A 13457-nucleotide genomic window follows, 5' to 3' on the forward strand; every position below is an offset into this window, starting at 1 on the left:
GCAAAGCCCGACCCAGATTCCAAAGCCCCTACCGAGGTTCCCGAACTGATTCTCCGCCCCGCTCAACTGGGGGATCTGGAGGCGGTGGAGGAGATTTTGGCGCAAGCTTTTGATGAAGAGTACAGCAGCCGCTCGGTGGACATTCGTCGCCAAGTGCGGCGGTTACGGCAGTGGTATGGCCCCCTGAAAACCTTGAGCCTGTTTCCCAACCGTTTTCAGCACATGTTTACGGTACATGTGGCGGAGCTGGAAGGCAAAATCCAGGGGGTCATTCAAGTTTCTCCCTTTAACCATTCCCGCAGCACCTGGCGGGTGGATCACATTGCGGTGGCGCCTTCGGCCCAGCGGCAGGGAATCGGGTCTAAGTTGCTCAGGCACTGCACGGAGCACTTTCGCGAGGCCCACACCTGGATTTTGGAGGTGAACATCCACAATAAGGGGGCAATGGCCCTCTACCGACACAACGGCTTCCAGCCCTTGGCTCAGATCACCTATTGGTCGATCCCGGCGGAGATTCTGGCTGCTCTCAGCCGGCACGAGGCCAAGTTGCCCAACCTGGTGCCGGTGACCAACCGCGATGCCTACGCCATCTATCAACTGGATACGGGATCCATGCCGGCCACTGTGCGCCAGGTGTACGACCGCGACGTGAGCGACTTCCGCACCAGCCCACTGGAGTGGCTTTTGGAACGGGCCAAGTGTGCCATCAGCCAAACGGAACGGGTGGAGATGTGTGTCTATGAGCCCGAGCGGAAAACCGCCATTGGCTATTTCAACCTCAAGTTGGATCGGACGGGGCAGCAGCCGCACGTGGCCAAACTCACAGTTCACCCTGCCTATACCTGGCTCTATCCTGAGCTCATGGCCAAGATGGCCCAGCTCACCCAAGCTTATCCCCCGCAGGCTTTGGCCTTGGCTTCCACCGATTACCAACCGGAGCGGGAGGAGTTTTTGCTCAAGCTGGGCGCCCAGGATGTGGAGCGGACGCTGCTGATGTCGCGCTCGGTGTGGCATAAGGTGCGGGAAGTCCGCTCCCCTTGGTATAGCGAGTATCTCGCTCTGGTGCTCCAAAAATTGCCGGTGAAGCAGCCGGTGCCAGAACGCTTTGAGGGGCTGGCGGAGGGCTGGCTGGAACATCCCTTTCATTCTCTTCACCCAACTGTGCCGGATCCCAATGCCGTTCGCGCTACTCAGCCGGAGTCCTCACCGGGGTGCGCCAGAGACTCGCAATCAGAGGCTCCTCCCCCTCCCTAGTTGAAGTCTTGGCTGGCACCCCCATGAACCCGTTAGCCAGGGATCCCTCTTGGCGGATGTTGCTCCAGGCGGCCCTGCACCGCAACCGCAGCGATCCCGGTGTACGCTATTTGCAACTGGCTACAGTGGATCCCCAGGGGCATCCGCGTAACCGCACGGTGGTCTTCCGGGGATTTTTGCGGGACACCGACCGCATCCAGTTGGCGGTGGACAGCCGCAGCGAGAAGCTTTGCCAGATCGCCCACTGCCCGCTGGCTCAGATCTGCTGGTATTTCAGCAAGACGCGCGAGCAATTTCGCATTGCCGGCACTCTGGAGGCCATCACCGCCGATTATCCGGATCCTGAAGCGCAGCAGCAGCGGCAGCAGTTGTGGCAACAGATCTCGGAAAAAGGACGGCTCCTCTGGTTTTGGCCGGAACCCAAGGGGCCTCTTGCCTCGCCCGAGGCTTTTGTTCAAAAGCTGCCGCCAGAGAAAGCTTCATGGCCGCCTCCGACTTTTGTGGTGCTCCTGTTGCAGCCGACTGAGGTCGATCACCTGCAGCTCAAGGGGGATTCGATCTATCCCCAACGGCGAACGGTGTACGAGCGCAAGCTGCAAGGCTGGCAATGCCGAGCGGTCAACCCCTAGAAGGGATCCCAGCCGGTTTCAAGCTGGCGCGGGGCAGCGCCTTTCGAGAGAATGTTGAAATCTTGAAGAGAATTAAGAGGATAAAGGTGTTAACGTAGCTGAACAATCGTCCTGTTCCGTGCCCACCCCACCGACGCTGTGAGGGTGGCCGCTCGGGTTTTTCTCCATCTGGTATGTAGCATTCCTGGTTGCGGTAATCTGATGTTCGCCTTGATCCCCTCATTTCCTGACCGCATTGCCCAAGCTGTTGCCGCTCTTCTTGCCGGCGGGCCGTCGGTGAACATGACTGCGAAAGGCAAGGGATCCCTGTTTTTAGCTGCCGCCTTGTTTGGGGTGAGCGTTGCCGTGCAGGGGTTGAGAGCACAAACTCTGGGGAGACCGACGCCGGAAGCTCTAGAAGACTCGGTTGAGGGGAATGTTGCTCCTGTTCTGCTTGCAGAAGCGGCCTCACCCTCGCAGACCGGCCCCACCTCTGCCCGCACAGGCTCCTTTCGTGTTGGCAACCGCACCCCCCATCCGGTGCGGGTGGTGATCTTGATGCGCAGCGGCGGGCGGCTGCTCAACCCAGAAACGGCCCACTGGGATTTTGCGCCCGGAGAAGGCGGTAGCGAAGGATTGGTGCTGAGCTTGGGGGAAGAGCCGCTGCAGATCGGCCCCGGAGACATTGTGGTGGCTTTTGTCCTCGATGGAACCCGCCGCTACTGGGGGCCGAACGTGGTGGGAGAGTCTCTGGCCCCGTTTTGGAATGAGGAGAGCGGCTCCTGGTCGATGATCCTGCAGCCTTAGGGCAGTCTCCAAGCTACAGGTGGCTGCGCAGTTTGTAGCTCTCTAGGGTGTTGGCCAGCAGCATCGCTACCGTCATGGGTCCCACACCACCCGGCACGGGCGTGATGGCGGCGGCCCACTCCTTGACTGCCGCGTAATCCACATCTCCCACCAATTGCTCAGATCCGTCGGGGCCCTGGATACGGTTGATGCCTACATCGACGACCACGGCTCCCGGTTTTACCATCTCTGCCTTGAGCAAGTGGGGGCGACCGACGGCCATCACCACAATGTCGGCGGCGCGGGTTACTTCGGCTAAGTCGGGGGTGCGGGAATGGGCCAGGGTAACGGTGGCATCGGCAGCCAACAACATCAGGCTCAGGGGCTTGCCCACCAGGATGCTGCGACCGACCACCACCGCCTTTCGTCCGGCAATCGGGATCCCTTCCGCTTGCAACAGGCGCATCACGCCCAGGGGGGTACAACTGCGCAGGCCGGGCTCGCCGCGCAGCAGCCGGCCCAGGTTGAGGGGGTGAAGCCCGTCCACGTCTTTGTCGGGGTCGATGGCCAGAAGGGGCGGGATGGGATCCCAGCCGGGGGGTAAGGGCAGTTGCACGAGGATGCCATCGACGCGCTCGTCCTGGTTGAGTTGGGCGATGGCGTCGAGCAGGTGGGCGGGGGAGTCTTGGGCGGAAAAATGGCGGCCAAAGGAGGCGATGCCCACCCGCTCACAGGCCCGCTCTTTGCCGCGCACGTAAGCTGCACTGGCGGGATCCTCCCCAACCCGCAGCACCGCCAATCCCGGCGGACGCCCCACCCGCGGCAGCCAAGCTTGCACTTGGGCGGCCATCTCCGCTTGCAGGCGGGCGGCCAAGGCTTTGCCATCCAAGATCTTGGCGGACATAGAGGGCGCCCCAAGAGATCTTGACAACTTGACCATCTTCAGGGGCGCCGCCCCCTTCGTCAAGTCTTGCCGCCGTTGAGCAACAGCAGCAGGGGCACCTGGGGCCTTTGCCCAGTTTTTTGGGCTGCCCCATTCCCCCCGGCTCTAGAACTCGCGCGACTCTTCTTCGCCGGGCCCTAACTCCTCAATGAGGATCTCCACCTGCTGCCGCTTTTCCTCCAAAAACTGGGCGCAGCGCTTTAGGGTCTGGGCGGCCTGCTGGAAGCGCTCCACCACCTCTGCCAGATCCAGCTCTCCCGATTCGATCTGGGCGATCAGACTTTCCACTTCGGCGATGGCTGCTTCGTAGCGCCAGGGATCCTCACGTTTGCGGCGGCTCATGGCTCTCCTCCACTCGGGCCCAGAGGCTTCCCGAGGCCAGTTGTATCCTCAGCCGGGTCTGCGGCGGTAGGTGGTGGGTGCGAACCAGGGATCCCCGTTCGTCCCGCACCAGGGCATAGCCCCGCCTGAGGACGGCGGTAGGGTCGAGGGCTTGCAGGTGCTCCTGGAGGGCCTGTTGGCGCTGTTGGTGATGGTGAAAGCGGTGGCGCACCGCCTGCACTAGGCGCTGCTGCCGTTGGGTCAAGCTTTCCTGCGCCTGTTGCAGCAGCCGCTCCGGATGGATTTGGGCGAGATGGCGCTGGGTGTGCTGGAAGCGCCGCCGTGCCCTCTCCAAAGCCTGCAGCGTGCGTTCGATCAACTTCTGGCGCAACTGGGATCCCTGGCGCTGCAATTCCCGCAGATCGGGCACGATCCGCTCGGCCGCCGCTGTGGGGGTGTGGGCCGCGTAGTCGGCCGCGTAGTCCGCCAAGGTCTCGTCCCGCTGGTGGCCGATCCCCGTCACCACCGGAATAGGGCACTCGGCAATGGCCCGCACCACCCGCTCATCGTTAAAGCAAGCCAAATCCTCGCCGGATCCACCCCCCCGGGCAATCAGCAGCACTTCCGCCCGCCCATCCTGTTCCACCCGGCGAATGGCCCGCACAATCGACTCCGGGGCCGCTTCCCCTTGCACCTGGGCCGGCGAAAACAGCACCCGCAGCCCGGGGTAGCGCTGGTTGAGGGTGCGGCGGATATCGCCCCAGCCGGCGGCGTCGGGAGAGCTGACGACGGCAATGCACTGAGGGTGGGTAGGTAGAGGCCGCTGGTTGTCGAACAGGCCCTCGGCAGCCAGGCGGGCCTTGAGCTGCTGCAAGCGCCACGCCAACAGCCCCTCGCCCGCCGGCAGCAGTTGCCAGATAACAAGGCGGTAGTAGCTGCCGCCGCTGTAGATGCCGATTTGCCCCAGCGCAAGCACCTGTTGACCCACTTCTGGCCAGAAGCTGAGCCGGGAAGTTTGGCTCCGCCAGATCACCCCCTTGAGGATGTCGCCGCTTTCCGGATCCACCAGGGTCAGAAACAGGTGGCCGTTGCGGTTGCGCTGGCAACTGGAGACTTCTCCAACCACCCACAGCCTGGCCAAGTAGGGATCCCCGGCCAGCAGCGACTTCAAGTAGCCGGACACTCCCCCCACCGAGAGGAGAGGGACTTCCTCGGCAGGAAAGGATTCTGTCCCGAAGTCGAGGCCATCAAAGGCCAGAGCCATTGCTTGCGGATCCAGATCGCGCATACGGCGCTTCCCCATGGGAATGCTCGGGATCCCATCTAGAATAGGCGACGACAGGACGAGAGAGGAGGTGAGCTGCGGTGACCTTCGCCCATTGGCTGGGGCTGGCAGCGCTGCTGGGCCTGTTGGTTCTGCTCTGGCAGATCCGGCAGATTCTGCTATTGGTGTTTGCGGCCATCGTCTTGGCAGTAGCTTTGGACACCCTGGCTCAGATCCCGCAGCGCTACGGCTTTCGCCGCGGCCCCTCGCTCCTCATCACCGGTTTGACGGTTCTGGTGGGGGCGATTCTGGTGGGGCTGATCGTAGTGCCTCCCCTGGCGGATCAGTTGCGGCGGCTGTTTACCGATGGGGTGCCCGCTGGGATCGTGCAGGCGCAGCGGCTATTTGAGAGCCTCATCCTCTCGTTGCCGACGGATATCGAGCTGCCGACGCTGCGGGAGTTGGCCAATAGCCTCGTGCCCCAGGCCACTGAGTTGGTGCGCCAGGTGCGGGACTTTTTCTCCCAGTCCTTCACCGCCTTCTTTGCCACCCTGCTCAATCTGTTGTTTGTCATCATCCTCACCATCCTGCTGTTGGTGGATCCCCAGGCCTACAGCCGCGCCTTTGTCTCGGTTTTCCCCGCCTTTTACCGCCCCCGCGTCCGCTACATCCTCAAGCGCTGCGAGCTGGCCCTGCGAGGGTGGCTGGTGGGGATCCTCTTCACCAGCAGCCTGGTGATGCTGCTAAGCGGCATTGGGCTGTGGATTTTGGGCGTGCCTTTAACCTTGGCCAATGCCGTGCTGGCGGGACTGTTTAATTTCATCCCCAACATCGGCCCCACCTTGAGCGTGGTCGCCCCCATGCTGGTGGCCCTCACCGATGCCCCCTGGAAATCGCTGGCGGTGCTGGGGCTCTACATCTTCATCCAACAGTTGGAAAGCAGCGTCTTCACCCCCATCGTCATGTCGCGGCAGGTGTCGCTTTTGCCGGCTCTGACTTTGGTGGCCCAAATTACCTCGGCCTTTTTCTTCGGGGTGCTGGGCCTGTTTTTGGCTGTGCCCTTGGCGGCCATCCTGCAGGTGTGGATCCAAGAGGTGCTGATTCGGGATGTGTTGGATCCTTGGCAGGGATCCCGGACGCTCCCCTTGCTCAGATTGGAGAGCAGGGCAGACCAGAGCTCCACCCATCTGCCGGACTCCGCCTCGCTACCGCAATCGGCGCCAACAGATTGAAGCAACCCAGATGCCTGCTGCGGACTTTGGCCAGAAAAAATGGGGCTCAGCTCTGGCCGAAACTGTCTTGGCGTAACAAAATATTAAGGGCAGCACTTGCATTGGGATCCCTTGCGGGGCAGGCTGTTGCTGGCCCACGACCGACATTTGGCAGATATTTAGGGACACATAGCCATGTACAACAATCGTCGCGGTTTTCTTCGCTGGTTGGCTCTCGGTTTCGGCTCGCTGGCGGGTTTGTTACCGGCCTTGGCCCGGCGCCGTTTTGCCCTTGCCCGGGAAACCAAGGCTCCTGAACCAGAGTTTGTGAAAGTGGCCAACCTCGCCGATTTCAAAGATGGCCCCTTCAAAGTGGAAAACGCCTTTGGAAAGAACACCGCCACCCTCTGGTTGGTCAAGGATCCCCAAAAAGAAGACTCTTTCCTGGCTCTGGATGCCGCTTGTCCCCATGCCGGGTGTGACGTGGACTGGCGGGGGGAGAACTTTGTCTGCCCTTGTCATGGCTCGGCCTTTGCTGTCGATGGCAGCCGTACCCGGGGCCCGGCCAAGGCCGACCTGACCGCTTACAAAGTTAAGGTGGAGAAGGAGGAGATTTTCGTAGCCAAAAGCCAATCCTAGGCGGGTAGCCAGCTTTCTGCAAAAGCAGGTAATGGGCTGAGCCAATGAGGCCACCCAGGGAGCGTTGCTACTTGCGCTATTTGTTTGTCTCCACCCCCGTTGGCCCGCTCGGATCGGGGGCTGGCGGCGGCGTGGAGCTCAATCTTGCCAACCTGACCCGTGTCTTGCTGCAGATGGGATCCCAGGTGCGGGTGTTGGCCCCCGAGGGATCCCAAATCGACGCATTGCCGGTGGAGGTGATCGAGGCGGTAACCGGCCTTCCCCCGACCTATGCGCAAAGCCAGCGCCGCGACCAGCCGGTTCAGATCCACACCCCCTCTCTGCTGGCCAATCTGTGGCAGCGGGCTGCCCAACTGCAAGACCAGTTCGATCTGATTGTGAACTGGAGCTACGATTGGCTGTCGTTTTATTTGACGGATTTTTTCCGCACCCCGGTGGCCCACATCGTCAGCATGGGATCCCTCAGCGACGCCGTCGATCAGGCCTTGGAGCACATTGCGCAGACCTACCCTGGCCGGCTGGCGGTGCACTCGCGAGCCCAAGCCCAGACCTTTGCCTTTGCCCGCGCCCAGATGGCGGCAGGTCGGGATCCCTTTGTCTATCTGCCCTGCGGCGTTGATCTCAGCCGCTACGACTTTGTGCCCGAAGGGAACGGATCCCTGTGTTGGATTGGCCGCATTGCCCCGGAAAAGGGCCTGGAAGACTGTGCTGCCCTGGCCGAGAAGACGGGAAGATCGGTGGTGCTCCTGGGCCACCTGCAAGAGCCAAGCTACTGGCAGCAGATCCAGGAACAGTACCCACAGGCCCAACTGGATTACCGAGGGTTTCTGCCCACATCGCAAATGCAGCGAATTTTAGGGCAATGCTCCGCCTTGGTCATGACCCCCAAGTGGGTGGAAGCCTTTGGCCTGGTGGCAGTGGAGGCTTTGGCTTGTGGCGTGCCGGTGATCACCTACCGCCGTGGGGGGCCAGCGGAAATTGTTAGCGATGGCGAGACCGGCTGGGTGGTGGATCCAGACGACGTGGCGGCCTTGGCCAGGGCTGTAGAAAACTTGGATCGCATCGACCGCAGCCGCTGCCGACACCATGCAGAACAGCGCTATTCCCTGCAGGCCATGGCGGAGCGGTTTTTGGCCTGGAGCGAGGCAATTGGCCGGGATCCCATCTGGGCAGCCCGCGAGGGAGGAGACAGGCAATGGTACTATTAACTTGATTCTGGCAATCTGCGCCAGACGCGCAGCCCAACGACGCGAACATTTTGACTTACGACAGGGAAACCACCATGACGACTGGGAAAGGATCTGTTGCGCTGGTGCGATCAGAGGTTCGTCGGCGGTCACAGGTTCTGGGAACGCAGGTGATCAGCCAGGTCAATGCGGCCCGGCTCGGAGTAGTTAGCGAAGTTTGGGCAGATCTGGAAGCCAAGCAAGTGCTGGTGCTGGGGGTGCTGGAGAAAGCCTTTGCCGGATCCCCACGGTTGCTGGACCTACGGCAAGTGACGGCCTTGGGCCAGGATGCCATCCTCGTCCCCAACGATGAGGTTTTCGACGACTTGGATTTGGAAGGCCTGAGCCGGGTGGTTGGCAGCGAGGTGGTTACGGAAGAAGGGATCCGCCTCGGCAAGGTCAAAGATTTTCAATTTAACTCCGTCTCCGGCCTGATCACGGGTTTAATCCTCTCCAACCTTGGCCTCACCTTTTTGCCCGGCTTTATCCTCAGCACCTATTTGCTTCCGGCTGATGAGATCGTCTCGGTTGGCGGCGAGCGCCTCATTGTTGCCGATGGCGCCGAAACCCGCCTGACCCAACTGGCCAAGGGAATCTTGGAAACCCTGGGACTCGGCAAGCCTCCTTGGGAATCCGGAGTCAGTCCTGCCCCTGCCCTGCCCAGTGCGGTCGAGGGTTCCGCTGTTGAGGAAGACTACGAAGAAGAATACGAGGAGGAGTACGAGGAGGGCGCAGAAGAAGACCCCTACGCCGAAGCAGAGCCGGAACCTCAGAGCGAGGCGACGCCTCCCCGTCGGCCCGAGCCGCCTCCTGTCTCTGAACAACCGGAATGGGAGCAAGAGTACGCCAAAGAGGAAGCTCCTCCTTCTCCTCCCGAGCCCACTCCTCCCCCCTCTACGCCCACGGATATCGACCCCTGGGAAGACAAGTCCGGCGAGCCCACCTGATGGCGGAGCGTATCCCATCCCCAACGGATGCGACGCCTGGGGCGTTGAGGTCTATCCCGGCAGGGCAGGATCGGCCTCGGCTAAAAAGCGCAAAGCCACCGATAAAAAAGCTTGCGGCGCTTCGATGTGGGGGAAAGCAGCTCCCGGCAATCGGTAAACCGGCACCTCTGGCCGCAGAGCGCGATACCGCTCCACCTGCTCAAGGCCGGTAAGGCGGTTCTGTTCCCCCCAAACCAAAGCCATGGGTTTGGCCACAACGCGAAAGTCGTCTTGAATGGGCAAATTGAGTTTGCCGGTCAAAAAAGAACGGGGAGCAAATTGGGCCCCCGCCTGGTGAGCCGCCTGATAGTAGTAATCCACCACCGCCTCCTCCAGAGCATACCCCGGCGAGAACAGGCTCTGCTCCGTAAACAGACGTATATTCCAGGGGGCGGTGATGCCGTTGTAAAAGGCTAACCCCAACACAGGCAGGCTGAGGAAGCCGTAGAGGGCCTCGGCCAAAGGGATCCCCAGCGCCGGGGGGATAAGGCTGTTGTCTCCCAGGGGGGCGATGAGCAGCAGCTTCTGCCACTGCTGAGGTTGCAGCCGGGCCGAGCGCAGCACAAATCCTGCCGAGAGGGAATTGGCGATGGCGTGGCAGGGCCGCCCGATCACCTGCCGAACAAAATCCCCGATCAGCTCGGCGTAGAGATAACCGGTGTACTCCAGATCGGGGCGCTCCGAGTTGCCCCAACCCAACCAATCCAAAGCATAAACCTGATAGTGCTGGCTCAGCTCCGCCATGATGGCGCGGAACTCGTAGCTGGAAGAGCCGGCCCCGATGCCGTGCAGCAGCAACAAGGGCTGGCCGGATCCCGCCACTTTGTAAAACAGGCGATGGCCCCGCCAAAAGTGGTGCCTCTCCTCTCCCGGCAACAGGCTGGGCAAAGGCTGGGTGCGAGAAGCAATCCAGGCGTTGAGAACGGCCAGGGCGCCCACCCCGCCGGCTGCAACCCAAAGACCGGTCTTGAAAACTTGGCTCAGCTCCTTCATGAGCAGCAACCCCCGCCGGGGATCCTACTTTTTCTTGAGGCGGTAGGTGATGCGCCCTTTGTTGAGGTCATAAGGGCTGAGCTCCACCTTGACCCGATCTCCGGGCAGGATCTTGATGTAGTTACGGCGAATCTTGCCGGAGATATGAGCGAGCACGTTGAAGCCGTTATCCAGATCCACCCGGAACATGGCGTTGGGCAGGGACTCTGTGACGACCCCTTCCATTTCAATGGCATCTTCCTTAGACAAGGAGACCTCCCAAAAAACGACACAGTGAGCAACCCACTCCTCACAGCCGCGACGACACGCGCTGTTAAGAAGTGAAAAAATACTCCACCTCTTCTATCCTAGCTGTTGCAGTCCTTCACTAGGGGATCCTTCAGCTAGAAACCGCAGGAGCCCGTCCCTATACCGTCTCGACCCCTCCCCCCCTATACGGGGAGAGAGGGGGCCCGGGCTGTTGGCTTGCCAACTGCAGGGCTACCCAAAGCCCGCTCCGTATCGGGGTTGGTTAGTTTAGGACTGAAAAGGCGTGCGATCGGTCAAAATCTCTGCTCCCGATTCGGTGACCAAGACCGTGTGCTCGAACTGAGCCGACCAAGCGCCATCCACCGTAACCACCGTCCACCCATCCGACAACACTCGGGTGGCCTCTCCTCCTGCATTCACCATGGGCTCAATGGCCACGGTCATGCCGGAGCGCAGCTTGGGATTGGGCAGATCGCGGGTGCGATAGTTGGGGAATTGCGGCTCTTCGTGCAGGTTGCGCCCCACCCCGTGACCGACATACTGCTTCACCACAGAATAGCCCCGCCCCTCGATGTAATCTTCAATGGCACCCGAAACATCCTGCAGCCAGACGCCGTGGCGCACCTGGTCGATGCCCGTCTGCAAGGCTTTGGCCGCAGTATCGATCAGATCCCGGGCTGCATCGCTCAGGGGTTCTAGGCCGATGCTGAGGCAAGAATCCGCATGCCAGCCCTCCACAACGGCGCCGAAATCCACCTTGACCACATCTCCCGGCTGCACCACTTTGCGGGGACTGGGGATCCCGTGCACCACCTCGTGGTTAATGCTGACACAGACGCAGGCCGGGAAGCCGTAGTAGCCTTTGAAGCTGGGCAGAGCGTTCAGTTCGGCCACCCGTCGCTCGGCGTAGGCATCGATATCTGCCGTCGTCCAGCCCGGCTCTAAGCGCTCGGCGATCTCCTGCAACACTTGGGCCACCACCCGCCCGGCCCGCCGCATTTTTTCCACTTCGCGGCGAGATTTGATCTCGATGAGCTGCATGCCCCGCCGCTGCTTCTCAGCTCCTGGTCTGATCACGCTGTCCTCCTGAAGCCGTCCAAAAGAGCCTGCAGATGTTCTTGTACGGATTCCATCGGCTGGTTGCCGTTGACTCGCTGCAAGCGCCCCTTGGCCGCATAAAAATCGATCAGGGGAGCCGTCTGCTGCCGATAGACCTCCAAACGCTTGAGAATCACCGAGGGATCCGCATCATCGCTGCGCCCCTGTTCCTTGCCCCGGGCCAACAGACGGGCCACCACCACTTCGTCCGGCACATCCAAGTTGAGGACGCAGTCGTAATCTTGCCCCAGCTCGCGCAGCAGCTCTTCCAGGGCTTCCGCCTGGGCTAGGGTGCGAGGAAATCCGTCCAGGATCCAACCCTGCTCTGGAGACTGCTGCAACTGGCCTCTGACCATCCCGATCAACACCTCATCGGGCACCAGCTCTCCCGCGTCCATGTATACTTTGGCCTGGCATCCCAGCGGGGTCTGGGCCTTCACCTCTGCCCGCAGCAGATCGCCTGTGGAAATTTTGGGCGTGTGGTAGATGGCCGCCAGCCGCTCCGCCTGTGTACCCTTGCCCGCCCCCGGCGGCCCCAAAAAGATCAACCTCGGCACTACTGCTTGACCATCCCTTCGTAGCGTTGTGAGATGACATAGGTCTGGATTTGTTTGGAGGTCTCGATCGCCACCCCCACCAAAATCAGCAGCGAAGTCGCCCCCAAACCTTGGAAAGTGGTGATGCCGGTCGCCCGCTCCACCGTCGTCGGGATGATGGCCACCGCACACAAGAATAGGGCTCCCAGCAGCGTCAGCCGGTTGAGGATCCCTTCGATGTATTCAGCCGTAGCCTTGCCCGGTCGCACCCCTGGAATACTGGCCCCCATCTTCTTCAAGTTTTGCGCCAGATCCACCGGGTTGATGATCAAGGAAGCATAGAAGTAGCTGAAGAAAAGGATCAGCACGAAATAGAAGGGAATGTAAAACCAGGAGGTGGGAGATAAAAAGTTGGCCACCTGCACCAACGTTAGGTTCTGGGTGTACTGAGCCAAAGCCAAGGGCAGAGACATCACCGAGTAGGCGAAGATGATCGGCATCACCCCCCCTTGGTTTAGCCGCAGGGGCAGGTAGCTCTTCTGCTCGCGGAATAGTTTGTTGCCCACCTGGCGCTTGGCGTAGACGATCGGGATCTTGCGGCTGCCCTCTTGGACAAAGACAATACCGACAATGGTGGCCAAAAAGATAGCCGTCAACAGCAAGATGCCGCCGATGGTGCTGCTATCGGCGCGGGCCAAGCTGATGGTCTGGCCCAGGGCGCGGGGCAGCGTGGCCACGATGTTGACAAAGATCAGCAGCGACGGGCCACTGCCCACCCCCTTTTCCGTGATCATTTCCCCCAACCACATGACGAACATGGATCCCGCCGCCAGAGCCAAGGTGGTGGAGGCCATAAAGGCCAGCTCATTGGTGGTGTTGGCAAACTCCCGCACCCAGAAGGAGATGCCGATGCCCTGGATGATGGCCCAAATCAAAGTAACGTAGCGGGTGTACTGAGAAATCTGTCGCCGCCCCTGTTCTCCCTCGTTTTTCTGCAGGTTCTCCAGGGCCGGAATGGCCGAGACCAGCAGTTGCATGATGATGGAAGCGTTGATGAAGGGCAGGATCCCAAGGGCGAAGATCCCGAGGGCAGAGATACCGCCTCCGGAGAAGATATCCAGAAAGCCGAACACTGGGCTGTTGGCGGCCTCGGCGGCAAAGCGGGCCCGGTCAATGCTGGGGATCGGAATGTAGATGCCCAGCCGCACCAACAACAACAGTCCTAGGGTCAGCAACAGACGGCTGCGCAGGCCAGAGGCCATCGCCATCTGCATGAAGGTCTCTTGGGCGGAGGGAGCAGAGCCTCGTGTGTCAGCCATAGGTAAAGAAAACCTCGCAGGAGC

15 protein-coding genes are annotated in these 13457 nt (G+C 61.1%); 7 read left to right on the forward strand and 8 right to left on the reverse strand.

Annotated features, from left to right (window positions below; translation table 11 throughout):
- From NW857_RS02815 to NW857_RS02825, 3 genes are all read left to right on the forward strand, one after another.
- The coding region (locus NW857_RS02815) for a GNAT family N-acetyltransferase (RefSeq protein ID WP_414367901.1) at nucleotides 1-1254 on the forward strand (1254 nt) is incomplete at its 5' end.
- 23 nt (nucleotides 1255-1277) lie between these two features.
- On the forward strand, nucleotides 1278-1883 hold the full coding sequence (locus NW857_RS02820) for an Npun_F5749 family FMN-dependent PPOX-type flavoprotein (protein ID WP_414367903.1): 606 nt from the start codon (nucleotides 1278-1280) through the stop codon (nucleotides 1881-1883).
- A gap of 201 nt (nucleotides 1884-2084) precedes the next feature.
- Entirely contained in the window at nucleotides 2085-2669 is a 585-nt protein-coding gene (locus NW857_RS02825) for a hypothetical protein (protein WP_414333247.1), read from the forward strand.
- Nucleotides 2670-2682: 13 nt separating this feature from the next.
- Here the strand turns inward: NW857_RS02825 and folD are convergent, their stop codons facing one another.
- The 3 genes from folD to xseA form a co-directional block, all read right to left on the reverse strand.
- Nucleotides 2683-3552 (reverse strand): bifunctional methylenetetrahydrofolate dehydrogenase/methenyltetrahydrofolate cyclohydrolase FolD, encoded by an 870-nt coding sequence (gene folD, locus NW857_RS02830; RefSeq protein WP_414333248.1) that lies wholly within the window; start codon nucleotides 3550-3552, stop codon nucleotides 2683-2685.
- A 144-nt stretch (nucleotides 3553-3696) separates the two neighbouring features.
- Nucleotides 3697-3933: an exodeoxyribonuclease VII small subunit gene (gene xseB / locus NW857_RS02835; RefSeq protein WP_414333250.1), complete on the reverse strand. Its 237-nt coding sequence runs from the start codon at nucleotides 3931-3933 to the stop codon at nucleotides 3697-3699.
- Nucleotides 3914-5200 carry an exodeoxyribonuclease VII large subunit gene (gene xseA, locus NW857_RS02840; RefSeq protein ID WP_414367904.1) on the reverse strand — a complete coding sequence of 429 codons (1287 nt, stop codon included), beginning with the start codon at nucleotides 5198-5200 and terminating at the stop codon, nucleotides 3914-3916. Before xseA ends, xseB begins: the two co-directional genes overlap by 20 nt.
- 77 nt (nucleotides 5201-5277) lie before the next feature.
- On the opposite strand from xseA, the gene NW857_RS02845 reads away from it, so the two are divergent.
- The 4 genes from NW857_RS02845 (at nucleotide 5278) to NW857_RS02860 (ending at nucleotide 9199) form a co-directional block, all read left to right on the forward strand.
- Nucleotides 5278-6408, forward strand: a complete 1131-nt coding sequence (locus tag NW857_RS02845) for an AI-2E family transporter (protein WP_414333253.1) — start codon at nucleotides 5278-5280, stop codon at nucleotides 6406-6408.
- Nucleotides 6409-6582: 174 nt separating this feature from the next.
- On the forward strand, nucleotides 6583-7026 hold the full coding sequence (locus tag NW857_RS02850; RefSeq protein WP_414333255.1) for a ubiquinol-cytochrome c reductase iron-sulfur subunit: 444 nt from the start codon (nucleotides 6583-6585) through the stop codon (nucleotides 7024-7026).
- A gap of 71 nt (nucleotides 7027-7097) precedes the next feature.
- Complete coding sequence (locus tag NW857_RS02855; RefSeq protein ID WP_414333257.1) at nucleotides 7098-8234, forward strand: glycosyltransferase family 4 protein; 1137 nt, start codon at nucleotides 7098-7100, stop codon at nucleotides 8232-8234.
- A gap of 104 nt (nucleotides 8235-8338) precedes the next feature.
- Nucleotides 8339-9199 carry a PRC-barrel domain-containing protein gene (locus NW857_RS02860; RefSeq protein ID WP_414367905.1) on the forward strand — a complete coding sequence of 287 codons (861 nt, stop codon included), beginning with the start codon at nucleotides 8339-8341 and terminating at the stop codon, nucleotides 9197-9199.
- A gap of 51 nt (nucleotides 9200-9250) precedes the next feature.
- On the opposite strand, the gene NW857_RS02865 is transcribed toward NW857_RS02860, so the two are convergent.
- The 5 genes from NW857_RS02865 to secY all read right to left on the reverse strand — a co-directional run bounded on the left by NW857_RS02865 (nucleotide 9251) and on the right by secY (nucleotide 13433).
- Nucleotides 9251-10231, reverse strand: coding sequence for an alpha/beta fold hydrolase (locus NW857_RS02865; protein ID WP_414333261.1), 981 nt, complete (start codon nucleotides 10229-10231; stop codon nucleotides 9251-9253).
- A 24-nt stretch (nucleotides 10232-10255) separates the two neighbouring features.
- Nucleotides 10256-10480: a translation initiation factor IF-1 gene (gene infA, locus NW857_RS02870; protein WP_011434173.1), complete on the reverse strand. Its 225-nt coding sequence runs from the start codon at nucleotides 10478-10480 to the stop codon at nucleotides 10256-10258.
- A gap of 267 nt (nucleotides 10481-10747) precedes the next feature.
- Nucleotides 10748-11521 (reverse strand): type I methionyl aminopeptidase, encoded by a 774-nt coding sequence (gene map / locus NW857_RS02875; protein WP_414367909.1) that lies wholly within the window; start codon nucleotides 11519-11521, stop codon nucleotides 10748-10750.
- 32 nt (nucleotides 11522-11553) lie between these two features.
- Complete coding sequence (locus tag NW857_RS02880; protein WP_414333263.1) at nucleotides 11554-12135, reverse strand: adenylate kinase; 582 nt, start codon at nucleotides 12133-12135, stop codon at nucleotides 11554-11556.
- Complete coding sequence (gene secY, locus NW857_RS02885; protein WP_414333264.1) at nucleotides 12135-13433, reverse strand: preprotein translocase subunit SecY; 1299 nt, start codon at nucleotides 13431-13433, stop codon at nucleotides 12135-12137. The genes NW857_RS02880 and secY overlap by 1 nt, the downstream gene beginning before the upstream one ends.
- Between the last annotated feature and the right edge of the window lie 24 nt (nucleotides 13434-13457).

This window comes from Synechococcus sp. H55.9, from assembly GCF_047462355.1.
GTDB lineage: Bacteria > Cyanobacteriota > Cyanobacteriia > Thermostichales > Thermostichaceae > Thermostichus.

What these genes read in the sequence shown, in the direction of transcription:
- NW857_RS02865 (WP_414333261.1), bottom strand. Translation starts at nt 10,231, where the DNA reads ATGAAGGAGCTGAGCCAAGTTTTCAAGACCGGTCTTTGGGTTGCAGCC.
- NW857_RS02820 (WP_414367903.1), top strand. Translation starts at nt 1,278, where the DNA reads ATGAACCCGTTAGCCAGGGATCCCTCTTGGCGGATGTTGCTCCAGGCG.
- xseB (WP_414333250.1), bottom strand. Translation starts at nt 3,933, where the DNA reads ATGAGCCGCCGCAAACGTGAGGATCCCTGGCGCTACGAAGCAGCCATC.
- xseA (WP_414367904.1), bottom strand. Translation starts at nt 5,200, where the DNA reads ATGCGCGATCTGGATCCGCAAGCAATGGCTCTGGCCTTTGATGGCCTC.
- NW857_RS02850 (WP_414333255.1), top strand. Translation starts at nt 6,583, where the DNA reads ATGTACAACAATCGTCGCGGTTTTCTTCGCTGGTTGGCTCTCGGTTTC.
- secY (WP_414333264.1), bottom strand. Translation starts at nt 13,433, where the DNA reads ATGGCTGACACACGAGGCTCTGCTCCCTCCGCCCAAGAGACCTTCATG.
- folD (WP_414333248.1), bottom strand. Translation starts at nt 3,552, where the DNA reads ATGTCCGCCAAGATCTTGGATGGCAAAGCCTTGGCCGCCCGCCTGCAA.
- NW857_RS02825 (WP_414333247.1), top strand. Translation starts at nt 2,085, where the DNA reads ATGTTCGCCTTGATCCCCTCATTTCCTGACCGCATTGCCCAAGCTGTT.
- map (WP_414367909.1), bottom strand. Translation starts at nt 11,521, where the DNA reads ATGCAGCTCATCGAGATCAAATCTCGCCGCGAAGTGGAAAAAATGCGG.